General features: G+C 69.1%; 20 protein-coding genes and 1 pseudogene. 8 read left to right on the forward strand and 13 right to left on the reverse strand.

The window, feature by feature from the left end; genetic code table 11:
* Positions 1-40 precede the first annotated feature (40 nt).
* The 3 genes from AC6RUA_RS14525 to AC6RUA_RS14535 form a co-directional block, all read right to left on the reverse strand.
* Positions 41-1,519, reverse strand: coding sequence for a fluoroquinolone export ABC transporter permease subunit (locus AC6RUA_RS14525; protein ID WP_499813713.1), 1,479 nt, complete (start codon positions 1,517-1,519; stop codon positions 41-43).
* The gene (locus AC6RUA_RS14530; protein WP_499813714.1) at positions 1,516-2,373 is read right to left on the reverse strand and encodes an ABC transporter ATP-binding protein; all 858 of its coding nucleotides are present in this window, start codon (positions 2,371-2,373) and stop codon (positions 1,516-1,518) included. The genes AC6RUA_RS14525 and AC6RUA_RS14530 overlap by 4 nt, the downstream gene beginning before the upstream one ends.
* A gap of 69 nt (positions 2,374-2,442) precedes the next feature.
* Positions 2,443-3,765, reverse strand: coding sequence for an NAD(P)/FAD-dependent oxidoreductase (locus AC6RUA_RS14535; RefSeq protein WP_499813715.1), 1,323 nt, complete (start codon positions 3,763-3,765; stop codon positions 2,443-2,445).
* Between the two features lie 83 nt (positions 3,766-3,848).
* Here AC6RUA_RS14535 and AC6RUA_RS14540 point away from each other — a divergent pair, with 83 nt between their 5' ends.
* From AC6RUA_RS14540 to AC6RUA_RS14560, 5 genes are all read left to right on the forward strand, one after another.
* The gene (locus tag AC6RUA_RS14540) at positions 3,849-4,139 is read left to right on the forward strand and encodes a hypothetical protein (RefSeq protein ID WP_499813716.1); all 291 of its coding nucleotides are present in this window, start codon (positions 3,849-3,851) and stop codon (positions 4,137-4,139) included.
* A 70-nt stretch (positions 4,140-4,209) separates the two neighbouring features.
* The gene (locus AC6RUA_RS14545) at positions 4,210-4,743 is read left to right on the forward strand and encodes a DUF5815 family protein (protein WP_499813717.1); all 534 of its coding nucleotides are present in this window, start codon (positions 4,210-4,212) and stop codon (positions 4,741-4,743) included.
* Positions 4,744-4,832: 89 nt separating this feature from the next.
* On the forward strand, positions 4,833-6,131 hold the full coding sequence (locus AC6RUA_RS14550) for a hypothetical protein (protein WP_499813718.1): 1,299 nt from the start codon (positions 4,833-4,835) through the stop codon (positions 6,129-6,131).
* Between the two features lie 139 nt (positions 6,132-6,270).
* A complete protein-coding gene (carB, locus tag AC6RUA_RS14555) occupies positions 6,271-9,606 on the forward strand; it encodes a carbamoyl-phosphate synthase large subunit (RefSeq protein WP_499813719.1) in 3,336 nt (1,111 codons plus the stop codon).
* 192 nt (positions 9,607-9,798) lie between these two features.
* Positions 9,799-11,391 (forward strand): sensor histidine kinase, encoded by a 1,593-nt coding sequence (locus AC6RUA_RS14560; RefSeq protein ID WP_499813720.1) that lies wholly within the window; start codon positions 9,799-9,801, stop codon positions 11,389-11,391.
* 111 nt (positions 11,392-11,502) lie between these two features.
* On the opposite strand, the gene AC6RUA_RS14565 is transcribed toward AC6RUA_RS14560, so the two are convergent.
* Positions 11,503-12,324: an NAD(+)/NADH kinase gene (locus AC6RUA_RS14565; RefSeq protein WP_499813721.1), complete on the reverse strand. Its 822-nt coding sequence runs from the start codon at positions 12,322-12,324 to the stop codon at positions 11,503-11,505.
* Between the two features lie 248 nt (positions 12,325-12,572).
* Here AC6RUA_RS14565 and AC6RUA_RS14570 point away from each other — a divergent pair, with 248 nt between their 5' ends.
* Complete coding sequence (locus tag AC6RUA_RS14570; RefSeq protein ID WP_499813722.1) at positions 12,573-13,646, forward strand: KaiC domain-containing protein; 1,074 nt, start codon at positions 12,573-12,575, stop codon at positions 13,644-13,646.
* A 50-nt stretch (positions 13,647-13,696) separates the two neighbouring features.
* Here AC6RUA_RS14570 and AC6RUA_RS14575 read toward each other — a convergent pair whose 3' ends face one another.
* The 3 genes and pseudogenes from AC6RUA_RS14575 to AC6RUA_RS14585 all read right to left on the reverse strand — a co-directional run bounded on the left by AC6RUA_RS14575 (position 13,697) and on the right by AC6RUA_RS14585 (position 16,808).
* A complete protein-coding gene (locus AC6RUA_RS14575) occupies positions 13,697-14,230 on the reverse strand; it encodes a hypothetical protein (RefSeq protein ID WP_499813723.1) in 534 nt (177 codons plus the stop codon).
* A 102-nt stretch (positions 14,231-14,332) separates the two neighbouring features.
* A complete protein-coding gene (locus AC6RUA_RS14580) occupies positions 14,333-14,752 on the reverse strand; it encodes a universal stress protein (protein WP_499813724.1) in 420 nt (139 codons plus the stop codon).
* Between the two features lie 125 nt (positions 14,753-14,877).
* Positions 14,878-16,808, reverse strand: a pseudogene (locus AC6RUA_RS14585) (ATP-binding protein).
* 123 nt (positions 16,809-16,931) lie between these two features.
* Here AC6RUA_RS14585 and AC6RUA_RS14590 point away from each other — a divergent pair.
* Positions 16,932-17,267, forward strand: coding sequence for a DUF7113 family protein (locus AC6RUA_RS14590; protein WP_499813725.1), 336 nt, complete (start codon positions 16,932-16,934; stop codon positions 17,265-17,267).
* A gap of 43 nt (positions 17,268-17,310) precedes the next feature.
* Here AC6RUA_RS14590 and AC6RUA_RS14595 read toward each other — a convergent pair whose 3' ends face one another.
* The gene (locus AC6RUA_RS14595; RefSeq protein ID WP_499813726.1) at positions 17,311-18,546 is read right to left on the reverse strand and encodes a DNA double-strand break repair nuclease NurA; all 1,236 of its coding nucleotides are present in this window, start codon (positions 18,544-18,546) and stop codon (positions 17,311-17,313) included.
* Positions 18,547-18,725: 179 nt separating this feature from the next.
* On the opposite strand from AC6RUA_RS14595, the gene AC6RUA_RS14600 reads away from it, so the two are divergent.
* On the forward strand, positions 18,726-19,427 hold the full coding sequence (locus tag AC6RUA_RS14600; protein ID WP_499813727.1) for an HAD family hydrolase: 702 nt from the start codon (positions 18,726-18,728) through the stop codon (positions 19,425-19,427).
* A 21-nt stretch (positions 19,428-19,448) separates the two neighbouring features.
* On the opposite strand, the gene AC6RUA_RS14605 is transcribed toward AC6RUA_RS14600, so the two are convergent.
* The 5 genes from AC6RUA_RS14605 to AC6RUA_RS14625 form a co-directional block, all read right to left on the reverse strand.
* Positions 19,449-19,904: a DUF7993 family protein gene (locus AC6RUA_RS14605; RefSeq protein ID WP_499813728.1), complete on the reverse strand. Its 456-nt coding sequence runs from the start codon at positions 19,902-19,904 to the stop codon at positions 19,449-19,451.
* A gap of 3 nt (positions 19,905-19,907) precedes the next feature.
* A complete protein-coding gene (locus tag AC6RUA_RS14610; protein ID WP_499813729.1) occupies positions 19,908-20,366 on the reverse strand; it encodes a DUF2240 family protein in 459 nt (152 codons plus the stop codon).
* Between the two features lie 156 nt (positions 20,367-20,522).
* Positions 20,523-21,857: a cytochrome P450 gene (locus AC6RUA_RS14615; protein WP_499813730.1), complete on the reverse strand. Its 1,335-nt coding sequence runs from the start codon at positions 21,855-21,857 to the stop codon at positions 20,523-20,525.
* Between the two features lie 250 nt (positions 21,858-22,107).
* A complete protein-coding gene (locus tag AC6RUA_RS14620) occupies positions 22,108-22,758 on the reverse strand; it encodes a Cap15 family cyclic dinucleotide receptor domain-containing protein (RefSeq protein ID WP_499813731.1) in 651 nt (216 codons plus the stop codon).
* Positions 22,758-23,678: a nucleotidyltransferase domain-containing protein gene (locus tag AC6RUA_RS14625; RefSeq protein ID WP_499813732.1), complete on the reverse strand. Its 921-nt coding sequence runs from the start codon at positions 23,676-23,678 to the stop codon at positions 22,758-22,760. The genes AC6RUA_RS14620 and AC6RUA_RS14625 overlap by 1 nt, the downstream gene beginning before the upstream one ends.
* Between the last annotated feature and the right edge of the window lie 46 nt (positions 23,679-23,724).

Here is a 23,724-nt window from a genome sequence, read left to right on the forward strand (position 1 = left end):
CGACGCGTTCCCGACCGAGGAGCGCAGTCGACGCACTCCGTCAGTCGGTCCGACGGGCGAACGTCCGGCCGAGCGCGACGAGCGCGACCCCGTGGGCGACGACGCCGGCGAGGAGCGCCGGGAGCCAGACGGGGTCGCCCGCCGCGCCGGCGACGAGCGCCTTGACCGGCCAGTACGTCGGAACGACCCCCGCCAGGAACTGCGCCGGCGTCGGAACCGCGGCGACGGCGAGCGCGGGACCGAGCACGACGAGGTTGAGCAGTTTGCCGAGAGCGAGCCCCTCGACCGTGTTCGACGCGAGCGTCCCGAACGCCAGCGCGAGGACGGGACCGCCGAGCGCACCGACCGCCGCCGTCCCGGCGAGCACCGGCAGGGGAACCGAGACGAGGCCGAGCAGCGCCAGCGCCGGTCCCGTCGCCGCGAGGCTCAGGACGTACGCCGTCGTCCCCCGGTAGGCCAGGTAGCCGCGGGTCGACAGCGGACTCGTCCGGAACGCGGCGAGCACGCCCTGCTCGCGGTCCTCCAGGACGAACATCCCGACGACGAACCCGTATATCGCGGGTGCGAACACCGCCATCGACGCCGTGACGACCGGGTAGTACGCCGGCAGGTCGACCGCCGGTCCCGCCAGCGAGGCAGCCGCCGGCGCGGCGACCCTGAGGACCGCCGCGAGTACGAGCGGACCGACGGCGGCGACGCCCAGCATCGGGTCGCGCACCCAGTTCCGGACGTCCGACGCCGCCAGCCCGAGCCACGGCGACCGGAGCGTTCGCGGTCGACCGACGCTGGCTCGTCGCTCGTCGTGGCCGAGTTGCCGACCCGGGTCGCCGCCGCGGACGACGTGCGTCCGGAACGCCCGGCGCGCCAGACGGTAGGCGACGACGTTGCCGACCAGCAGGTAGCCGACGGCGTAGCCCAGTTCCCACGGCGCAATCGGCCGGAACCCCCCCTCGACGAGGAGCAGCGCCGGCTGGGCCGGCAGGAGGTAGAACAGCGGCGATTCGACGAGACCCACGTACCCGAACAGCGGGAGGAACAGGACCGACCCCCAGCCGGCGGCGCCGATGAAGTAGGCGTTGACCGAGTCGAAGCGCGCGACGGCGGCGAACCCCGCCAGCACGAACAGCGAGGCGGACAGGGCGACGCCGACGACCAGCACGCCGAGGCGTGACGCGGCGCCGTGCCCGAGCACGGCGACCAGCGTCGCGGCGACGGTCGCCAGCAGCGAGAGCGTCGCCACCTTCGAGACGAGGTACCCCCGCTCGCCGAGCGGCGACACGACGAGCGCGTCGAGCACCCCCTCCTCCTTCTCGAACAGCACCAGCGCGGCGACGAAGTAGAACCCGAGCACCGTCGGGTCGGTCACGACGAGCAGTACGGCGGCGTCCGTCCGCACCGCCGGGTCAAGCGCCCGGAGACCGAGCGCGAACGCGACCGTCAGGACGGCGTACACCGCGTAGAACCCGTACCGGACCTGCAGCCGTACGTCCCAGCGGAGCATCGCCCGGAGCGCGCTCACTCGGTCAGTCCCTCCCCGGTCACCGCGACGAACACGTCCTCCAGCGTCGCCTCCTCCGAGTGGATGGTCTCGACCCGTCCCGTCCGGAGCAGGTCGCGGAACGCGTCGTCGTCGCCCAGACCGGCCAGCGGGAACCGTCTCGATACGAGCCCGTCGTCCCCGCGGAGTTCGACGCTGACGGTCGGGTCGCCGTGCGCGAGTTTCAGCGCCCGCGGCGCGTCGACGACGGGGAGTCGGCCGCCGACGATGAACGCCACCCGGTCGCACAGCCGCTCGGCGACGCGCATGTCGTGTGTCGTCAGGACGACCGTCGTCCCGCCCGCACGGACGTCCTCGACCAGTTCCATCACCGCGCGGGCGGTACTCGGGTCGATGCCCGCCGTCGGTTCGTCGAGGAACACCAGTTCCGGTTCGTGGACGAGCGCCCGGACGAGGTTCAGCCGCATCGCCATCCCCTTCGAGTAGGTGCCAACCTTCCGGTCGGCCGCGTCGAGCAAACCCACGCGGTCGAGCAGGTCGTCGGGGTCGCGGCGCGCGCCGCCGTGCAGCGACGCGAACAGGTCCAGGTTCTCGCGCCCGGTGAGCTTCCGGTAGTGGGTGGGTCGCTCGCTCGACACCCCGATGCGCCGGTAGAGGTCGCTCCCCCACTGGTCGACCGCCCGCCCGAGCACCGCGGCCTCGCCCTCGTAGTCGTCGAGCAACCCCACGAGCACCTTCTGGGTCGTGCTCTTGCCGGCCCCGCTCGGCCCGAGGAACCCGAACACCTCGCCGACGTCGACGTCGAACGTCAGACCGCGCAGCGCGGGGCTCTCGCTCCCCGGATACGTGTATCGGAGGTCCCGAACGCGAATCATCTCCCGTTCAGGTGGCGGGCAACGGGGGATAAATCCCGCCGGCGGGGTCCGGCGACCGGGGCGACCCGCTCACTCCCGCTTCGCGGCGATGCGGTCGGCGCACTCGTAACCCGCGACGACGCCGCCGTTGAGGCTCCGCTCGGGGTACTGCGCGCGGCTCGCCATCCCGGCGTAGTAGAGCCCCTCGGCCACCTCCTCGCTCAGGTCGTAGGGGACGACCATGTCGAGGTACCCCTGCTCGTAGATGGGCGCTGCGCGCGGTGCGCGCGCGAGTCGGAACTCGCGCACCGACGCCGGCGAGAACTCCGGAAACAGTTCCCCGATGCGGCCCAGCCACCGGTCCTCGACCTCGGCGTCGCTCGCCCCCCAGAGCCACTCGTCGGGCGACTGGACGTAGCTCGCGACGTACAGCAGGTGGTCGCCGCCGTACCGCTCGGGCGGGACGAAGTTGGTGTGCTCGATGAGCGCGCCGAACGGCGCCTCGTCGGCGACGTTGAGCCAGTACGTGTCCGTCAGCGACTCCTCCAGCGTGACGACCGCACAGACGGCTCCCTGGAAGTCGACGTCGCAGACGTACCCGCTCAGGTCTTCGAGGACGTTCGGCATCGCGGCGACGACCACGTCGTCGACGTCCTCGGTTCGTTCGCCGCCGTCCGAGTCGACGGTGATTCCGGTCACGTACCCCCCCTCGGTGTGGAGGTCGGTGACGCGCGCGCCCGTCTCGACGTTCTCGCGTCCCACGTCCTCGATTAGCGCGTCCACGAGGACGCGGAAGCCGCCGTCGAAGTAGCCGAGCACCTCCCCGCGCAACAGGTCGCGTTCGCCGCGGAACTTGATGCGCCCGAGCAGCCACGCCGCGCTCACGTCCCCCTTCCGCGACCCGAACTTGGCCTCCAGCAGCGGGTCGAAGAACGTCTCGTACACGTTCTGCGTGGTGTGCTCCTTCGCGAACTCGACGGCGGAGACGTGCTCGAAGTCCTCCAGCCGTTCGTACGTATCGAACGACGGGACGCCCCCGCGCACGTCGACGTCGAGCGTGAGCATCGCCAGCCGGAACTTGTCGTAGACGCTCCAGTGGGGGAACGCGAGTATCTCCCACGGGGTGTCCATCGGGTGGACCACGCCGTCGACGTAGTAGGCGTTCTTCCCGACGAGCCACTCCAGTCGGTCGTCGACGCCGAGGTCCGCGGCGAGTTCGACGATGGTCTCCTCGGACTTCGAGAGGTGGTGATAGAACTGCTCGATGTCGTCGCCGGCGGTCGGGTACGTGCGCGCGAGGCCGCCGAGCGCGTCCGGGCCGCCGGCCTCGAACACGCGGACCTCGTGCCCTCGCTCGCGGAGTCGGCGGGCGGCGGAGAGCCCCGCGATGCCGCCGCCGACGATAGCAATCATGTCTCCGCGTGAAGCGGGGACGCTCAAGGGAGTTGCTATTCGCCGCCGTACGGTTGAAACGCGTCGAGCCGTAACGGACCGACATGGCTCACACGGACGACGAGGGCGACCTGACGGTCGACGTGGAAGTAGAGGTCGAAGTCGACCGGGACGAACTCGAACTCGAGGCGGACGACGTGAGCGAGATGGAGGCGGAGTTCGAGGAGGACGGCGTCGAAATCGAGGTGGAAGTCGAGGTAGAGCGGGCGGACGGGAACGACGCCCACGGGTTCGACGAGGGGGAGACCGACGACATCCCCGACAGCGAGGAACACGGCGAGACGGACGCGGTCCGACCCGAGGAGGAGGGACCGGAGTACGAGGACTTGGAGTAGGCCGTCGGCCCCCCGCTCCCCGCCGGCGTCGAACGCGTCTTTTACGGGTGGCGACCACCAACGGACGGGTATGACGCAACCGCGCGTCCCCGGCGGCGGGGGCGAGACGGTCGAACTGCCGTGCGGCGAGACGGTCGGCGTCCGCCGGTTCGACATGGGGATGCGGGAGTTCGACTGCGACTGCGGCGCGACACACGCCGTCGTCACCGACGTGAACCCGCCGGACCGCTTCCTCCCGGAGTTCCTCGTCTCGCTACTGCGCGAGACGGTCGAGACGACGAGCGAGGAGATGCCGGAGTTCGGCACGCCCCACCTGATGGGCGTCGTCCTGGAGGAGTTCCCGAACCGGGTCGTCGCCGAGGACGCGAGCGAGGACCAGGACCTCGGTTACTCGATGCTGTGGGTGACCGAGTTCGACTCGCGTCGCCTCCACGAGGTCATCGTCGAACTGGTAATCGAACTGATGGAACACGCGGTCTCTCACAGCGACGACCCCGACGCGATGACGGAGTTCGAAGAGCAGATGCTCGAGTTCGACGTGGGCGAGTTCGTCGAACAGTACCGCCGCGAACGGGACCTCGACGCCGACGACGTCTACGTCTGACCGGCACCGGCGACCGGTGGCCGGCGAGCGTCGCCGAGGACGTAGCGGGCGCCGACAGGCATTCGGTCTTCGCCTCCCCCACTTAGGTTGTGCCCACCCCCTACGACACGGAGCGCCGCGTGGCGGCGGCGGCCGACGGTCCGACCACGCTCGACTTCGACACCGTCGACCGGAACACCGACGTCGTCCTCCCGGACGGGGAGATACGCGTCGCGGGGTCCTTCTCGAAGGGACGGGCCGGCGCCGTCCGCTTCCGCGCCGCCGAGGGGGCGAACCCCACGCTCGTCGTCCCCGAGGGGTACAACCGGTTCGTCGTCTCGTTCACGGGCGAGCAGTTCGTCTTCGACGGCGTCGACATCGACGTCCGCGCCGAGAGGGGGGTGGCCGGCCTCCGCGTGCACGCCGACGAGTTCCTCGTCCGCGACGTGACGTTCGTCGGCCGGGGTACCCACCCCGACGACGACGTGACCAACTGCTTTAACCTCGCCGTCCGCGACCCGGCGGGAACGGGCGTCGTCACCGGCGTCACCGCCGCCGAGGGGTCGTCGTGGGCGCGGTACAAGGGCGGCGACGGCCGGGTCTGGGCGTGGGTCGGCCCGGAGCACGTCGGCGAACTCGAGATTCGGAACTGCCGGGTCGAGGAGTTCGGCAACAACGGCGTGTACGGGTCGGAAGCGCCGGGCCGCATCGCGGTCGAGGACAGCGCGTTCTGGAACAACAACGTCGCGTCGCTCCGCCTGGGTTCCGACGGCTGTGTGATACGGCGCACCGTCGTCGGAATCGACCCCGAGCGCTACGCCGGACCGCGGGAACCGGCGTTCGAAGCCGACTCGTTCTTCCTGCGGGGCGTCTGGGCCGAGGCGAAAGCCGGTGCGCTCGACGCGCCCGGCCGCGTCGCCGTCGAGAACTCTCGGGTCGTCGTCCGCGGGAGCGACGGCCTCCCGACGGGCGCGCGGGGGATTCTCGTCCGCCCGAACATGGGCGCGGTGGACGTTCGCGGCTCGGACATCGAGGTCCACGCGCCGGATGTCGCGCCGCTGGTGGCGCAGCGTCCCGGTCCGGTCGGGCCGAACGACGTGCACGCGACGCCCGACCCGCCGCACGACCTCACCGTCGAGGGCACGCGCATCGTCGACACCGCGCCCGTCGACGCCCTCGTGTCGGTCACGGGCCGGGACCTCGCGGTCGGCGACGGCTGCTGTTTCGAGGCCACGGCCGGGGGAACCGACGGCGTCGTGGTGCGGGACGGGTCGTGTTCGTTCGGTGCCTGCACCGTGAACGTTCCCGGCGCCGTGGTTCGGCCTCGCGGTGTCGACCGCGGCGCCGTCGAGACGGAGGGCACGTGTCGCGACCGCACCGACTGGGAGGCGGCGGGACCCGACGACTGACGCCGAGTCGGCGGCCGGCCGCTCGGCTCCCCGCCGACCGTGGGTGTGACACGCGGTCGCACTACGAATCTCGCAACCTCGCTACGAAAATCGTCCCAAGTCGCCGTTCTTATTACGATGAGCGCACTCGGTCACGCCAATGAGTGGAGACGACAGGACCATCCTCCTCATCGGTAGCGGACCCATCCAAATCGGGCAGGCCGCGGAGTTCGACTACTCCGGCGCGCAGGCCTGCCGCGCGCTCCGCGAGGAGGGAGCCCGAGTCGTCCTCGTGAACTCCAACCCCGCGACCATCATGACCGACCCGGAGATGGCCGACAGGGTGTACATCGAACCCATCACCACGGAGGCCATCGCGGAGGTCATCGAGACGGAGCGGCCGGACGGAGTCATCGCGGGGCTGGGCGGACAGACCGGGTTGAACGTCACCGCGGAACTCGCGGAGGAGGGCGTGCTCGACGAGTTCGACGTGGAGATCATGGGGACGCCGCTCGACACCATCTACGCGACCGAGGACCGCGACCTGTTCCGCGAGCGGATGGAGGACCTCGGTCAGCCGATGCCGCACTCGACCACCATCTCGCTCGACGAGGGCGAGTCGACCACCGACTTCGACGAGGGGGCGTTCCGCGACCGGGTAGAGGACGCGGTCGACTCGGTGGGCGGCCTGCCGGTCATCGCCCGCACGACGTACACGCTCGGCGGGAGCGGGTCGGGCGTCGTCGGCGAGATGGACGAACTCGTCGAGCGGGTCCGCACGGGCCTGCGCCTTTCGCGCAACGGCGAGGTGCTCGTCACCGAGTCCATCTCCGGGTGGGTCGAACTGGAGTACGAGGTGATGCGCGACGCCGACGACTCGTGTATCATCATCTGCAACATGGAGAACCTCGACCCGATGGGCATCCACACGGGCGAGTCGACGGTCGTGACGCCCTCGCAGGTCATCCCCGACGACGGCCACCAGGAGATGCGCGACGCGGCGCTGGAGGTCATCCGCGACCTGGGCATCCAGGGCGGCTGTAACATCCAGTTCGCGTGGCGCGACGACGGCACGCCCGGCGGCGAGTACCGCGTCGTCGAGGTGAATCCGCGCGTCTCGCGCTCCTCTGCGCTCGCGTCGAAGGCGACGGGCTACCCCATCGCGCGCGTCACCGCGAAGGTCGCGCTCGGAAAGCGCCTCCACGAGATAACGAACGAGATCACGGGCGAGACGACCGCGGCGTTCGAACCCGCCATCGACTACGTCGTGACGAAGGTGCCCCGCTGGCCCATCGACAAGTTCGACGACACCGACTTCACGCTCTCCACGGCGATGAAGTCCACCGGCGAGGCGATGGCCATCGGCCGCACGTTCGAGGAGAGCATCCTGAAGGCGCTCCGCTCCTCGGAGTACGACCCCGCCATCGACTTCGGCGACCTGGAGGACGAGGAACTCCGCGAGCGCTACCTCGAACGGCCCAGCCCCGACCGCCCGTACGCCATGTTCGAGGCGTTCGAGCGCGGCTTCGAGGTGGACGAGGTGGTCGAGGCCACCGGCATCTACGAGTGGTACGTCGAGCGGTTCGCCCGCATCGTCGAGGCGAGCAAGGAGGTGGTCGACGGCGAGTTCACCCCGGCCGCTATCTCCGGGTTCACGAACGCGGAGATATCCGCGCTCGCGGGGAACGTCTTCGAGGACAGCAGCCTCACGTGGCTCCCCGAGACCCGCGGCGCGTGGCGGACGGCCGAGACCACCGAGGCGGCCGCCGGGGCCGCCGACGCCGAGGGGGAGGCGCTCCCCGTCTCGGCCGCCCGCGCAGGCGTCGGCGAGGTGGAGGCGGCCGTCCCCGGCCGCACCTACAAGCAGGTCGACACCTGCGCGGGCGAGTTCGCCGCCTCGACGCCGTACTACTACTCCTCGCGCCAGCCCGAGTGGTTCTCCGGTCCCTACGAGGGGGACGCGGCGGCGGGCGAGTTGCGGGTCGACCGCGACACCGAGAGCGTCGTCGTGGTCGGCGGCGGCCCCATCCGCATCGGGCAGGGCGTCGAGTTCGACTACTGTTCGGTCCACGCGGTGCGCGCGCTCCGCGAGCAGGGCGTCGAGGCGCACGTCGTCAACAACAACCCCGAGACGGTGTCGACCGACTACGACACCTCCGACGGCCTGTTCTTCGAACCCATCACCGCCGAGGAGGTGGCGGACGTCATCGAGGCGACGGACGCCGACGGCGTGATGATACAGTTCGGGGGACAGACGTCGGTCGACATCGGCGAACCGCTCGCGGACGAACTGGAGCGGCGCGGCGTCGAGTGCTCCATCTTGGGCACGTCGGTCGAGGCGATGGACCTCGCGGAGGACCGCGACCGGTTCAACCAGTTGATGGACGAACTCGGCATCGCCCAGCCCGAGGGCGGGAGCGCGACGAGCGAGTCGGAGGCGCTCGACCTCGCTCGCGAGTTGGGCTACCCGGTGCTCGTCCGCCCGAGCTACGTCCTCGGCGGGCGCGCGATGCGGGTCGTCCACGACGACGACGACCTGCGGGAGTACATCGAGGAGGCCGTCCGCGTGTCGCCCGACAAGCCCATCCTCGTCGACGAGTTCCTCGCGGACGCGGTCGAACTCGACGTGGACGCCGTCTCGGACGGCGAGGACGTGCTCATCGGCGGCGTGATGGAACACGTCGAGGCGGCGGGCGTCCACTCGGGCGACTCCGCGTGCGTCATCCCGCCGCGCTCGCTCTCGGACGAGACGATGGCGCGCGTCCGCGAGGTGACCGAGGACATCGCCCGTGCGCTCGACACGGTCGGGCTGATGAACGTCCAGCTCGCGGTGCGGGAGGGCGACGGCGGTCCCGAGGTGTTCGTGCTGGAGGCGAACCCGCGCTCCTCGCGCACGGTTCCGTTCGTCTCGAAGGCGACGGGCGTCCCCATCGCCAAACTCGCCGCGAAGGTCATGACCGGCCGGCCGCTCGCCGACCTCGACGCCGAGGAGGCGATTCCGGAGCACCTGAGCGTGAAGGAGGTGGTCCTCCCGTTCGACCGTCTCCCCGACTCCGACCCGCGGCTCGGCCCCGAGATGAAGTCGACGGGCGAGGTCATGGGGACGGCCCGCTCGTTCGGGAAGGCGTACGAGAAGGCGCTCGACGCCGCCGGACACGGCCTCCCCGACTCGGGGACCGTGACGTTCGAGACCCGCGGCGATGCGCTCCCGGCTCCGGGGAACGACGAGTTCGCCGACATTCGCGAGGGGTTCACCGCCCACTACGAGTCCGACGAGTTCGACGACGTCGCCGCGGCGCTCCGCGAGGGACGCATCGACCTGCTCGTCTCGGACGACCGGGACGCGCTCCGGACGGCCGTCGACGAGGACGTGCCGTACGTCTCCACTGGGGCGGCCGCCCGCGCGTCGCTCGAAGCGCTCGCCCACCGGGACGACGACATCGACGTGATGGCGGTGTCGGACCGCCCGCGCCACGCGGCCGAGTGGGGCCGCTGAGTCGGCTGAGTCGGCTGAGTCGGCTGAGTCGGCTGAGTCGGCGCCCCGGCGTTCGGTCGCCCGGGGGCGACCCCGGGCGGTCTGGTCCCGCACGCCCTCCGAGCCTCCCCGTCCCGGTCCGAGCGTCTCCAGTTATCCGGCCGTGAGAGCTAGCGGTCAACGTTTATCTACGTCATCCTGCATCCGGTCGGTGTGACGAACGGACGTCTGAATCTCAGCGGTCTCGTCGTCGCCGGAATCGGGTTCTTCCTCACCCGGTTCACCGTGACGCTCGCCCTCTACGAGGACCCCGTCCGCTTCTATCTCGCCGGGGTCGTGCCCCTGACGCTCGGTCTCGGGCTGGCGGCCTTCGGGGTCGCCCTGGTCGTCGCCGACGTCGAAGCGGGCGTGGTCAGGACGACGGCGCGGTGGTGCGTGGTGGGAACAGGGGCGATGCTGGTGCTCGTCCTGCTCACGCTGTTGGGGTCGGCTCCCGACGGCGCCCCGGGAGCGTCGGCGATTCGGTCGCGGACCTACCTCTCGAACTTCCTCATCGCGGGGAGCGTCGGCGGGACCCTGACCGGACTGTACGCCTCGCGCACCCGGCGACAGCGGGACGAACTCGAGCGGCAGGCGAACCGACTCGCGATACTCAACCGACTGCTCCGCCACGAGATACTCAACGGGGTGGCCGTGATTCGCGGATACGCGGCGCTCGGCGCCGACCGGGCGCCCGACTCGCGGGCGGTCATCGAGGAACGGTCCGACGACATCGAACGGACGATAGAGCAGGTGAAACACCTCACCCGGCGGGTTGAGCGGGGCCGGACGTCCCCCGTGTTCGTCGATCTCGACGAGTGTCTCGCGGAAGCCGTCGAGACCGTCACCGACCGGCACCCGGACGCCCGGGTCGCGCTCGGAGCCGTTCCGGAGGGACTCTCGGTTCGCGCGAACGAACAGCTCTCGCACGTCTTCGCGAACCTCTTCGAGAACGCGGTCGTACACGCGGGCGACGACGCCCCCGACGTCGAGGTGACGTCGACGAGACGGAGCGTTCGCGTCGGCGTCACCGACGAGGGACCCGGTCTCCCCGAGTCCCAGCAGTCGCTGCTCGAGACCGGGGACATCGAGGAGTTCGACGACCCCGGAACGGGGTTCGGGCTGAACGTCGTCCGCCTCCTCGTCGAGAGCTACGGGGGGACGATAGAGTCCACCGTCGGGGAGTCGGGAACGACAGTCGAGGTGGTCCTCTCCCGAGTCGAGACCGGGGGACCGGGACCGACCCCGAGTGGGACGGAACTGACCGGCGTTCGCCCCGCCGTCCCGCACCTGGTCGTCACGCTCGTGGGGGCGCTGATCGCCGGCGTGTTCTACGGTGTCGCGTCGGAACTGCTCGGCGGGTCCGTCGCCGGCATCGGGGTCTTCTACGGGGCGACGAACCCGGCCGTCGGGTGGATAACCCACGAGTTCCACAGTCTGGTCTTCGGGTTCGTCTTCGCCAGCCTGGTGTCGCTGGCGCCGGAGCGGTACCGCAACACCGTCTCCACCTACGCGGCCGTCGGGGTCGGGTGGGCCGTCGTGCTCTGGGCCGTCGCCGCCGGCGTCGTCGCGCCGGTCTGGCTTCGGCTACTCGGAATTCCCGCTTCCGTCCCGTACTTCTCGCTCACGCTCCTCGTGAGCCACCTCGCCTGGGGAGCCTCGCTCGGCGTACTCACCGCCGTGGGTCACAGGCACCTCACGCCGGTGTTGACCCGACTCGGCGACTGGACGAGGCGTCGCTCCGAGCGCGTCCGACCGTCGACGTGAGACCGGCGCGTTCGTGCTCGCCGTCGCCGCGTCTCGCGTGGCACGCCTCGGCGGGCCGCGTTCGCCCGGGAGTGGGCGGGCTGTCGGGTCCCGGCGGCCGCGCGTCGCCGCTCACTCCAGTTTGTTCAGCGCCTCGAAGAAATCGACCGACGGACCGGCGAGGCGCATCGGCGGTTCGGTCCGCTCGACGACGACCTCCGTCGGCACTTCGACCGGGTGCGGGCCGCGGCCGTCGCTGACGACGACCGCCCGCTCGGCGTCGGTGAGCGTGACGCTCACCGTCGCGTCGGGCGCGACGACCAGCGAGGGCATCCCCTCGGTCGCGCTCATCTCCGTGACGATGATACCGTCGACGCTCGGGTGGACGAGCGGCCCCCGTTCCGAGAGGTTGTACGCGGTGCTCCCGGTGGGCGTCGCCACGAGCACGCCGTCGGCGTGGCCGCCCGAGTAGAGCGAGCCGTCGACGCGGACCTCGACGCCGACCCCGCCGCCGTGCCCGCGCCGGTCGCCCTGCACCACGATCTCGTTCGCGGCGTGCTGGCTCTCCCAGTCGCCGCACGTCGCCGCCAGCCGCGGCGCCTCCCGAACGGTCGCCTCACCCCCGCGGAACGCCTCCACCTCATCGAGGACGGCTTCGACGGCTTCCGCGGGCGAGACGGCGTTCAGGAACCCCACCTCGCCGAGGTTCACGCCGAGAACGGGCGTCCCGCCCGCGCCCCGGGCGGCGAAGAGGAACGTCCCGTCGCCGCCGATGGAGACCACGAGGTCGCGCGACTCCATCTCGTCCACGCCGACCCCGTCGGCGTCCATCGTCCCGGCGGTCGCCCGGTCGAGCGCGACCGTCACACCCGCCGCCTCCAGCCGGCTCCGGACGTCGCGGGCGAGGGAGGCGGCCCGGTCGTTCCCCCGCTGGGCGACGATACCAACGTCCATGTCCAGCGGTTCACTCCCCCGGTGGAAAAGCCCGCCGACCCGTCCTCACTCGCCGACTTCGCTCCGATTCTCCTCGACACCGGTCCCGCCGGCTGGGGAACATTCATGCTGTCGGCTCCACTCGTAGCGAACATGACTGGCTGCCGGTCGCCGCCCCCGACGTCGGTCGTCCGCCGACCGTCGGTCGGCCGGGCCGACCGCGCCGCGTTCCCGCGCTCGACTCCCGTTCGTCGCCGGAGGTGCCGGCGGTGACCGACGACGAGGAAGACTGGTTCGACAGGGCGCTCAGCGAGGACGCGGCCGACGAGAGCGACGCCGACGAGGACGCTGCCGATGAGGCTTCCGAGTCGACCGAACAGTCCGACTCGTCCGACGACACCTCCGACGACCCGGCCGACGACGCGTTCGGGGCCGTCGGTTCCCCGACCGAGGGGGGCGACGAGGGGTTCGACGAGGGGAGTCCCGACGCGTTCGGCGACTTCGAGGAGGCGATGGCGGACGTCCCCTCGCCGGGCCGCGACACCGGTGACCGGGGGTTCGGTGGGTCCGGTGACGCCGCCGGATTCGACTCGCTCGGCGGTGACGCGGAGGGATTCGCCGAGGCGGAGGACGAGTTCGAGTCCGACATCGAGCGAATCGACGTCGGCATCGAGGGACTCGACGAGATGATACTCGGCGGTGTGCCGGAGCGCTCGCTGATGGCCGTCATCGGGAGCGCCGGGACGGGCAAGACCACGTTCGGGCTGCAGTTCCTGAACGGCGCACTCGAAGACGGCGGGAAGGCCGTCTACCTCACGCTTGAGGAGTCACGCGAGGCCATCCTCGCGACCGCGGAGGAGAAGGGGTGGCCCTACCGGGCGTACGAGGACGAAGAGCGCCTCGCGGTGGTCGCGATGGACCCCATCGAGATGGCGAACTCGCTCGACTCGCTGCGCGACGACATCTCGCGGTTGGTCGACGAGTTCGACGCCGACCGACTCGTCCTCGACTCGGTCTCGCTCCTGGAGACGATGTACGACCACCCCTCGAAGCGCCGCTCTGAGGTGTTCGACTTCGCCCGCTCGCTCAAGCGCGCCGGCGTGACGACCATGCTCACCTCCGAGGCGTCCACGGGGGACCCGTACACCTCTCGACACGGCATCGTCGAGTACCTCACGGACGCCGTCTTCGTCCTCCAGTACGTCCGTCCGTCGAACTTCCGCGAGACGCGTCTGGCCGTGGAGATTCAGAAGATACGGGACGCGAACCACTCGCGCGAGACGAAACCGTACGAAATCACCGACGACGGTATCTCGGTGTACCGGCAGGCGAACCTCTTCTGACCGTTCACCGTTCTCCGACTCGCCCCGTCGAGCGCGAGCCCGTGGTGCGTTCAGCCGTGTCGGTACCCGATGCCGCCGACCACGGCGAGCGCGCCGACGAGCGCGCCGAGCGCGTACTCGGCGCTGTCGAGCGGCCCGCCCAGCCCGCGGTCGACGACGGTCACCGTCAGCACCGACGAGGCGTCGTAGCGGGTCGAGAGGTCGCCGTCGTACACCACGAGTTGCAGTCCGTGCGTCCCGGGCGTGCTCGCGTCGAGCGACTGCGAGAACACCAGTCGCCCGCCCGGTTCGAGGTGGGATCGGTCGAGGGTGTACGAGTTCGTGGCGTTGTTCGGGTCGAGCGTCTTCAACACGACCGACACGTTCGTCGAGACGTCGCCGGTGTTCACCACGGTCACGTCGAGCGTCGTCGACTTCCCGGTGACGACCCGGTCGGTCGTGAGGCTCGCTTCGTCGAGACAGACGGCCGTTCCGTTCGTCGTCGCACAGTCGGCCGCACCGCCCGCGGCGAGCGCCGGCCCGGCCGCGAGCGTCGAGACGAGTAGTACCGCGAGAACCCCGAGTGTTCCGCTCCGTGCTCCCATGTCAACCGCCGGGGTGGCGCCCCACCTAAACCCTCCCCCCCGGCTATCGGCAGTGAAAACCCCGCCGCATCCCGAGCGCGGCGGACCGGGCGTCGCCGTCCGTCACCGCACGACCGTGACGGGGACCGGCGAGCGGCGGACGACCGCCTCGGCCACGCTCCCGAGGACCACGCGCGAGAGCCCCTGTCTACCGTGACTCCCGACCACGACGATGTCCACGTCGTGGTCGTCCGCGTACTCGACCAGCGACTCGGCCGGCCGGCCGACGACGGTGTCCGTCTCGACGCTCCCCTCGACGAGTGCCGCGCCGTCCGCGAGCGCCGCCTCGGCGTCGGCCCTCGTCCGCTCGTACCACTCCTCGGCCCCGCTCGGGACGCCCGCCGTCGGGGAGTGACCCGCCTCCGAGGGGTCGATGACGTACAGCAGCGTGAACGCGGCGTCCGGCCACTCCCCGACCGCGAACGACAGCGCCCGCTCGGCCTGCTCGCTCCCGTCGAACGCGACGAGGATACGGTCTGCCATGGAGGAGAGTACGCGCGGGGGGAGGAAAAATTCAGCCCTCGAGCGATGAACCGTGACCGGTTCCGGAGGCGTGCGTCACCGCGGTCGGCGCCGGTCGCCGCGGCGAGTCACGACCGACACGCCGTTCACTCCCCGTGTCGAGTCACACACACCGGTAGGCCGGTCACTTCGACCGGTTCGGAGTTGTCGGGCGAGTAGACGACCATCTGCCCCTTCTCCATGTACGGCACCTTCTCCGAGAGCGCGGACGGGATGTTCACGCTCTTGATGGCCTCCTCGTCGCCCAGGTTGAGCACCAGCCGGGTGTTCACCTGCTTGAAGACCGGGTCCGCGATGTCCTGCGGGTCCTGCGTGACGAGGAACAGCCCGAGTCGCTCCTTGCGGCCCTGTTTGGCCGCCTCGGTGAACTTCCCGATGACCTTCCGCGCCTGGACGTTGTCCGCCTCGGCGAGGAAGTTGTGCGCCTCGTCCATCCCGAGCACGAGGGGCGTCTCGTCGACCCGCCGGCTGTTGGGTGCGTTCGAGAGTTTGTCGTTCACGAGCATCGTCGACACCGCGAGGACGAACATCTCCTTCGCGCGCGACGACGAGAGGTGGTACGTCGGGACGACGGTCAGCCCTCCCGGACGGACGAGCGTCGTGTCGAGGTCCGTGATGGGTCTCGCGTCCTGGTCGAACACGCCCGAGGGGACGCCGCGGACGCGCCGCTTCACTGCGTCGAACGTCGCCTCGTGGACCCGGCCGGTCTCGTGTAGTTCCTCCTTCAGCGCCGGGTCGTCGAGGAACGAGCAGAACTCCTGGTAGGTGCCGCCCTCGTAGTTGCGGAAGAACCGCCGGAGCAGCGTCGTCAGCGCGGGGAACTGGTTCTCGTTGAGCGACGCGCCCGCGACCAGCCACGGCATGTCGTACTCGTCGACGATGCTGAACGGAACCGTGAACTCCACCTGCTCGGCGCGGTGACCGCTCCCGGGGTAGCTCACCCCCGCCTCCTTGGGAACGAGCGCGACGGTGTCGTCGTGGCCGCCGTGTTCGACGCCCTCGGCGTCGAGGCGGCGGGCGGTCTCCCGGTCGAGCGCGTCGTTGTCGTCGTGCATCTGTGCGTACTCGTCCTGCGGGTCGAACAGCACGACGCTCGCTCGCGCGTCGCGGCCGTCGTCCATCTCGTAGCTCCGTCCGAGGTACTGCCGGAGGACGTTCTTCGAGGCGTGGGTCTTGCCCGACCCCGTCCCGCCGGCGACGAGCGTGTGCCGGAACACTAGCGGGTCGCCGGTCTCGTAGTCGTCCTTGAGGCGGTAGTCGACGGTCGGCGGCTCGGCGGCGGTGCGGACCGTCTCGCCGCCGACCGAGAGGTGCCCGAGGAACACGCCCTCCTCGGGGATGGCGAGGCCGGTCTTGATCTGCTCGGCGTCGGTGGCCTGCCGGACCAGCGCGCCGGGTTTGGGCACCCGGTCGGCCATCCGCCGCTTCAGCTCCCCGCCCTGCGAGAACAGGACGGCGGTCGGCTCCAGTTCGGCGACGAACTTGTAGTCCGCCTCGGTGAACCCGTCGTGGCCGGCGCGCATCCGTCGCCGGGCGGTGAGTTCCGTCGCGTCGTCGGTGTGGAACTCCTGTTCGTACTCCAGCGCCGTGATGCGCGAGAACAGCGTCTCCCCGTCCGGGTACGGGACGAGCAGGTACGTCCCGATGCGGACGGCCTCGCGGTTGTCGGCGGTGACGAACGCCCGCAGGCACGTCTCGTCGCCGTCCTCCGCGACGCGCAACCCCTGTGCGACGGAGACGGTGCCGAGTCCCTCGGCGCTGAGGCCGTCGGCGGCGTCCATCGCGTACTGCGCGAACCCGCTCGTCGCCGCGTCGTCTCCGCTCTCGTCGGCCGTCCGGTTCCCGCCTCCGTCGTGTCTGTCGCGCCGTCGGCGGCCGCGTCCGCCCCGCCGTTGGCCCGGGCGTCGTCACCGTCCGCCGCCGCGTCCTCGCTCGTCGGCGACGTCGAACCCGAGTCACCGCCGAACTCCTCGAAGTTCTCGAAGTCCCCCAGTTCCGAATCGCCGGAATCGGTCATGTCGGCCCGCACGGTAGCGCCCGGCATAAATCCCGACGTGCCCGCCCCCACGACCGCGGCGGGCGTCCGCGCAGGCGGGACGAGTGCTGTGTGCTTTTCCGCTCGTGGCGCGTATCTCGACGCATGTTACAAGTGCGCGGCCACGGCGGCGGCACCACGCTCACCGGAACCATCTTCGAGCGGGGGGAGCGCGCGCCGTCGTTCAGGGGCGCGCCCGACGAGGACGCCGCGTACGTGCTGGTCTGTGACGAGTTCTACCAGGTGGAGTCCGGCGGGTCCGAACTCGTCGTGGACGGGGAGTCCATCCGGGTCGCGTTCGAGACGCCGCTCCCGCGGGGGTTCGACACCCGCGAACAGGCCGTCGTGGCCGCCAAGGAGCACGTCCGCACGCAGTTCGCTCGCGTCGGCGTCGACGAGGATACGGTCGAAGTCGAGGTCAGCAAGCAGGGACAGACGTGACGTCGGGCGGCGACGCGACCGGCGGCCGTCGCATCGGAGCCCGTTACTCCTCGCCCCAGCGCTCGTCGTCGTAGGTGTGGAGGAACTCCGCCCCGAACCGTTCCTCGAACTTCCGGCGGAGCGCCCCCTTCTCGCCCGCGCCGATGCGGGCGAGTTCGTCCGCCTTCTCGACGGCCCGCGGCGGGCCGCCCGTCGCGGCCACCTCCGAGACGACCTGTCGGGTGAGCGCCCGCCGCGTCTCCGCCTCGCGCGTGAACGCCGCAGGGGCCTCCACCTTGAACAGGAGGTCCGCCCGCGGGTCGTACACGTACATGAACGTCACCTCGTACCGCTCGGCCGGGAGCGACCGCTCGACGCCGAGCGCGTCGCCCGACGCCGACAGCGGACGGTCGGACCCCCCCCGCGAGAGGAACCACGTCGTGTGAGTGATAGCGTCCGTCAGTCGCTCGCCGTCCTCGCGCCGTTCCAGCAGGCGGGTGAACATCGCCGCGTCGTCGGGCCACGGAGCCTCGACGCCGTTCGCCGCCAGCGTCCGGCCGATGTACCCCGAGGTGGGGTTCTTGACGAAGCCGACGACGGGCACGCCGCGGTCTATCTGGGTCTCGACGAGGCGGACGTAGTTCTCGACGGCCTCGGCGACCGCCTCGCCGTACGCGAGTTCGCGGAGTTCCCGGTCGCGCGTCGCCCAGTTGAGGAGCCGCTTCGGGTACAGCGGTCCGTCGAGCACCAGCAGGTCGTCGACGAGGTGGGCGTGCTGGAGGGCGTGGTGCGACTCCGCGAGCGACAGCGCGAGTTCGTGGACCGTCTCGTCGGCGAACCGGCGCGTCCGGGGCACCTTCAGCACGCGCCGCTCGCTGCTGCCGTCGTCGTACCGCTGCCACCCCTCCGGGAAGCGGACGGTCGCGTCCGTCGCGTGGACCGTCACCACGATGCTCCGGTCGCCGTGGACCGCGAGGTCGGTCGGGTCGGTCCCCATCGCGGCCTGTGCCACGTCGAGCACCAGCCCGTTCTTGAACGCCGTGGGGTTGAGCGTCCCGGAGTCGACGCCGTGACACGTCGGGAACGGCCGGTCCGCGAGCGCGGCGTCCGCGACGGGCGTCCGCCGGAGTTCGTGTTCGCCCAGCGGTTCGACCGTCGGTCGCCCGTCCTCGCGGAGTGGGTCGAGCCACTCCGCCCACACCCGCGCCGCGACGTCGTCGTGGTCCCCGTCGTCCACGCCGTCCGCGATGGTCGACGCGAGGTACGCGATGGTGTCGACGTGGACGGGGTCGAGCGTCACACCGGAGTCACGACGCCCGACCGGCAAAAAACGGGGTGGTCGCGGACCGCCCGACGGCGGAACGTGTCGGACCCTCCGACGCCTTCCACCCATTCGCTCACGAATCTGGCGTCTCACCGTGTGTACGACGCCGTTCGCGTGTCGCTAGGTTCTTGCGTCTGCAACTCGTTCCGTCCGGCGTGCTCAGTGCCGTCGGGTTCGACTTGGACTACACGCTCGCGGTCCCCGACCGCTCGCGTCGCGACATCCTCGCCGACGCGGTTCGGGAAGCGGCCTCGCCCGCGCTCCTCGAGGCGGGCGTCACCCGGGAGGCGTACCTCGACGCGCACGCCCGTCACCGCACCGCCGAGACGCGCGAACCGGTGTTCGCGGACCTGCTCGGTGGACTCGACCCCGTCGCCGTCGGTGGAGGCGCCGAACAGGCGGACCCGGCCGACCCGGCGGCGCTCGCCACCGCCTACCGCGAGGCGGTCGTCGACGCGCTCGTCCCGGTCGACGGCGCTACCGACCTCCTCGCGGCCCTCCGCGAGGAGTACCGGGTCGGCCTGCTGACGAACGGTCCCGTCCGCGCCCAGGAGTCGAAGCTCGACGCCCTCGGCTGGTGGGACGAGTTCCACACCGTCAACGTCTCCGGCGCGCTCCCCGCGGGCAAGCCCGACGAGCGCGCCTTCCGCGCGCTCCTCGACGGGCTCGGGACCGACCCGGAGGAGACGGCGTTCGTCGGCGACCACCCCGCGGAGGACATCGCCGGCGCGGCCGACGCCGGCCTCGTCCCGGTGCAGGTACTCGGCGAGGACGAGAACCCGACGCCCGACGCCGTCGCGACCGTCGAGCGCGACCGGCTGGCCCGCGACTTGCCGGGGATTCTCGCCTCGCTGTAACGCCCTCGGCCCGCCTCCGGTCTAGCGCTCGGCCAGCACCGCCGCGAACACCGGGAGCACCCGCTTCACTTCGGCGCCGTCTTCGACGAACGCGACCGTCCGCGGCGGCCGGACCGCCTTCGGCCGCACCCGGAGGTCGGCGTCCTCGGCCGCTCGAGCCGCGGCGTCGGGCGCGACGAGGAACTCGACGCGGACGCGGCCCGGGTGGACGTACACCGCCGCGCAGGTCTCTGCGGCTTCGCCGTCCTCGTGACTCCCCTCGCCGTCGGGTTCGCCCTCGTCGTCGGTGTCCCCTTCGTCACCGCGCTCGTCCCGTCGCGCGACCACGCGGTACGCGAGCGCGCCCTCGGTCGTCGGTTCCACGTCCGGGTCGGCGTCCGTCACCGCGAGCGGTCCGAGGCGCGCGCCGCCGGCGGTCAGTTCCGACGCGAGCAACTGCGCGAGACGGACGCCGTCCGTGGTGCGCTCGTCGACCATCGCTCACTCCTCCGCTTCGACGAGCGAGGCGCGCACGTCCGCGGCGATGCCGTCCACGTCGACGCCGCGCTCGCGCGCGACGAGTACCGCCGCCGTCTCCAGGGTCACCTCTCGGTCCCGCTGGCGCTCGTTCGCCGCCGCTACCGCCTCTCGCTTCTCCACCCCGGCGGCGACGAGCGCGTCCACCAGCCGTTCGAACGCCGACTGCTCGCGCAACACGGACTCGTCCGGGGCGAAGTCGTCGGGGACGTGCACCTCGGCGGGGTCGAACGTCGCCACCAGGGACCCGTCGTCTGCACGGGCGAGCAGGCCCCGGCCGGCCGCCACGTCGACGAGACGCTTGGCCTGGTCCGGCGAGAACCAGTCGCGGTCGAGCGAGAGGGCGACGACGAACTCGCCTTCACCCATCCGGTCGGTCCCCGTTCCGCGAAACGGGACGGCGACGGCGGCCTCCAGACTCATACCCGAGTCGCACGGGCGTCCGCATGAAAAGTTCGGCTATCCCGCGTCGGTGCACCCGCGACCGCCGGGCCGAACCACGACCGACCGTCGAACGAGCGCCTCGCACGGCGTTCCGTCCGACCCGACGGCACGTCCGCCCGGGGGCACCCGGTCGTGTCACTCGTGGACGACGACCTCTATCGGTCCCTTCGGCCGGGTCGTGATTGTCGACGCCAGGTCGAGCGACGCCGGCGAGAGGAGTTCGAGGTGGACGCGTCGCGCGAGGGTCACGAGCACGAGTCGCGCCTCCATCGTGGCGAACCGGTCGCCGACGCAGCGCCGCGGGCCGCCACCGAACGGGAAGTACGCGAATCGGGGGAGCCCTCGTTCCATCTCCTCGGTCCACCGCTCGGGACGGAACGCGAGCGGGTCCTCGTAGAAGCGCGCGTCCCGGTGGACGGTCCACTGGTGGACGGTGAACGTCGTGCCCGTCGGGAAGCGGTACCCGGCGAGTTCGACGGGTGCGACCGACTCGCGCGGTATCGTGTGGACCGGCGGGTAGAGCCGCAGCGACTCCGTGACGACCCGCTCCGTGTACGGGAGGTCCGGGAGGTCGTCGGCCGTCGGCGGCCGGTCGCCGAGCACCTCGTCGACCTCCGAGCGGAGTCGCCGCTCCACCTCCGGGTGCTGCCCCAGGAGGTAGAGCGTGAACGTCAACGCGAGCGCCGTCGTCTCGTGACCGGCGAGCAGCAGCGTCATCACCTGGTCCACGATTTGGTCTCTCGGGAGCCGGTCCCCGCCGTCGGTCGGATTCAGCAGCACCGACACGACGTCCGACCCGGGGTCCGTCTCGCGCGCCTCGACGATGTCCGCGACGATATCCTCCACGTCCGCCACCGCCCGGCGGAAGCGTCGATTTCCGGGTGTCGGCGCCCATCGGGGGGCCACGTCCACGAACGGGTTCTCCGACCGAGCCATGATGGTTTCGAGCGCGTTCCCGATGGCGTCCGACCGCCGTCGGATGTCGACGCCGAACAGGGCGTCGGCCACGATCTCCAGCGTGAGTCGCATGAGATCCGCGTGAACGTCTCGCGTCTCCCCGTCCTCCCACCCGTCGACCATCAGGTCGGTCTTGTGCGGAATCGACTCGGCGTACTCGGCGAGTCGGTCCGCGTGGAACGCCGGGTTGACGAGCGTCCGCTGGCGACGCCACTCCTCGCCCTCCGTCACCAGCAGTCCGTGGTCGTTGATAGACCCGACCACCCGCCGGACGAGTCCCCCCTTGACGAACCGCTCGTTCTGGTGGACGAGCACCTGTTCGACGTCCTCCGGGTCGTTGAGTTGGTAGACGGCTCGCCCCGGGAACTCCCACCGGACCACCCGGCCCGCGCGGGCGCTCCGGGTGATGAACTCGAACGGGTCGCGGAGGTACGCGAGCGAGTGGCCGAGCAGTGGGAGCTTCGAGGGCCCATCGGTCGGGCGGCTCTGGGACTCTTCGACCGTGTGTGTCATACGTACTACCTGGGCCGGAACCGCGATAGAGGTTGACGTGCGGTACCGGTACGCACGAACGCCGGCCGAGAGGGCGAGTCGTTCGACCCGGAGCCGACGGCGACGCTCCGTGGAGCCGTCGGCGCTCGGGTGCACCGAGTCGGTCGGAGGAAGAGTAGTCCCGGGCGGATACGACTCTATAGGTGTCGAATCCCAGTCAGCGATTTAGTTCTACTATCTCCGAGCGTTGATATGGTGTACCAAGGATTCCTCACCGCAATTTTATACCATCGTCTTTCTTTTTCATCCGAATTTCGCCATGATTATTCCGATGTTCGTCGGTGTAGTATTTTCCCCCAAGGAACTCACCCTTATCTGTTTGGGAGTAGCGAAGGTCGTTCGTTCCAGTGTGCATGGTCATTTCAGCACTTGACCCCCCATCTGGAGTGTTTCGATATGTAATCCGAAGTATTGGGTCAGACATATCTTGAAGGAAAGATGCTGTAGTACTAATTGACGTGGAATTGTGGAAATATATTGTTACTGAAATTTGCGTCCAAGTCTGTTTGACAACCATCCTTGGTCGTATTGACTCTTCACCCCCATCGGTCTCGTAGTCTTCTAGCGTTTCCTGAAAGTGAGAGGATTCCAGTTGACCAAACCACTCTCCCCTCAAATCAGGAGGTTCTGTGAACCGGTCAATAATAGGGAACCTCCACAGATACCTGTTCCACACAAAGTATAGAAGAGTAAATATTGATAGAGTTGACAATGCTGGCGAAAGGTCGCCTAGGTTCACCACCGGAATTCCACGAACAAGTTGTTGGAGTGCTGTATTAACTGGGCTGGATAGCACTACTGTAACCAGCATCAGATACCCAATTTTCCTCCATCGAGGACTTTGGATTGAGTACGGGTGCATCAGTAGTTGTCCCACAAATCAATGAGGCCTTCTACTGTAGATTCAGCCTCTGCAGTAGACCACCGGTCAGGGTCACCAGTGGTACAGAGTGGGTACATCTCTGACTGTTCTGGAAATGAGTCTATATCCGCATCTTGGAGCCAATCCAGAATATCCATATATCGCTCCTGTAAGTCAGACTTGGTGAAGCGCCTGTTGGGAACGTTGTATAGTAACCCCTCTAGATAGTATGACGAAACTATACCCTCAGACAACAACCCCCTATCAGTCGCGGTGTTCTTCGCGTTTTTAAACATCCGGATTGTTGGTTTGTACTGACCGCCTGTCGAATCGTTCTTCTTAGAGCCGTTTTTTCGATGAATCTTGGAGTAATTAATGATTGGGCGACCAGTTGATTGAGTTCTGAAGAACATCCCAGTCGCATAATCCTCCGTTCCATCAGATGAGAAGTCAAAGTATTTCCGGTAGTCCGCACAAGCAACCACATCAGCATCTTTCGGAATCGGACTATCATCTCCACTCTTTACCTTGATAGCTTTATCCCCAACTTCCAAATTAGCTCGGGTAAAATATCCTCGGAGGGCCCTTTTAACTCGTCTGTAGAAATCTTCCCACTCGTAGTTCAGGTCAGTATATTTATTCCAGAAACGGGCCTGTTGCTGGCGATTGAGACCAGATAAATCCTCTTGGAATGGTTTGGTAACGCGGACAACGACATCCACGTCACTCGTTCCGTATACGTTCGTATGATTTGCATATGACCCTTGAAGATGAATCTCGTAGCTGTGTTCAAAATCATCTCGTTCAAGTCCATACCGACTGTTCTTCAGAGCGTTCTGTACTGAGTTATATGTCTGACTTGAATTTGTGGTAGAACCTTGGTTTATCCACCTTTCAAGCACAGTGGACTGAATGCTCATCTAGTTATTCCATACTAATCATCTTACCCACTTGAATCGTTCCCCT

The organism is Halorarum sp. SLYT50 (genome assembly GCF_059821265.1).

Excerpts from the sequence above, each read along its gene's own strand:
- AC6RUA_RS14530 (WP_499813714.1), bottom strand. The coding sequence starts at position 2,373 with ATGATTCGCGTTCGGGACCTCCGATACACGTATCCGGGGAGCGAGAGC.
- AC6RUA_RS14535 (WP_499813715.1), bottom strand. The coding sequence starts at position 3,765 with ATGATTGCTATCGTCGGCGGCGGCATCGCGGGGCTCTCCGCCGCCCGC.
- AC6RUA_RS14540 (WP_499813716.1), top strand. The coding sequence starts at position 3,849 with ATGGCTCACACGGACGACGAGGGCGACCTGACGGTCGACGTGGAAGTA.
- AC6RUA_RS14545 (WP_499813717.1), top strand. The coding sequence starts at position 4,210 with ATGACGCAACCGCGCGTCCCCGGCGGCGGGGGCGAGACGGTCGAACTG.
- carB (WP_499813719.1), top strand. The coding sequence starts at position 6,271 with ATGAGTGGAGACGACAGGACCATCCTCCTCATCGGTAGCGGACCCATC.
- AC6RUA_RS14565 (WP_499813721.1), bottom strand. The coding sequence starts at position 12,324 with ATGGACGTTGGTATCGTCGCCCAGCGGGGGAACGACCGGGCCGCCTCC.
- AC6RUA_RS14575 (WP_499813723.1), bottom strand. The coding sequence starts at position 14,230 with ATGGGAGCACGGAGCGGAACACTCGGGGTTCTCGCGGTACTACTCGTC.
- AC6RUA_RS14580 (WP_499813724.1), bottom strand. The coding sequence starts at position 14,752 with ATGGCAGACCGTATCCTCGTCGCGTTCGACGGGAGCGAGCAGGCCGAG.
- AC6RUA_RS14590 (WP_499813725.1), top strand. The coding sequence starts at position 16,932 with ATGTTACAAGTGCGCGGCCACGGCGGCGGCACCACGCTCACCGGAACC.
- AC6RUA_RS14605 (WP_499813728.1), bottom strand. The coding sequence starts at position 19,904 with ATGGTCGACGAGCGCACCACGGACGGCGTCCGTCTCGCGCAGTTGCTC.
- AC6RUA_RS14610 (WP_499813729.1), bottom strand. The coding sequence starts at position 20,366 with ATGAGTCTGGAGGCCGCCGTCGCCGTCCCGTTTCGCGGAACGGGGACC.
- AC6RUA_RS14615 (WP_499813730.1), bottom strand. The coding sequence starts at position 21,857 with ATGACACACACGGTCGAAGAGTCCCAGAGCCGCCCGACCGATGGGCCC.
- AC6RUA_RS14620 (WP_499813731.1), bottom strand. The coding sequence starts at position 22,758 with ATGCACCCGTACTCAATCCAAAGTCCTCGATGGAGGAAAATTGGGTAT.
- AC6RUA_RS14625 (WP_499813732.1), bottom strand. The coding sequence starts at position 23,678 with ATGAGCATTCAGTCCACTGTGCTTGAAAGGTGGATAAACCAAGGTTCT.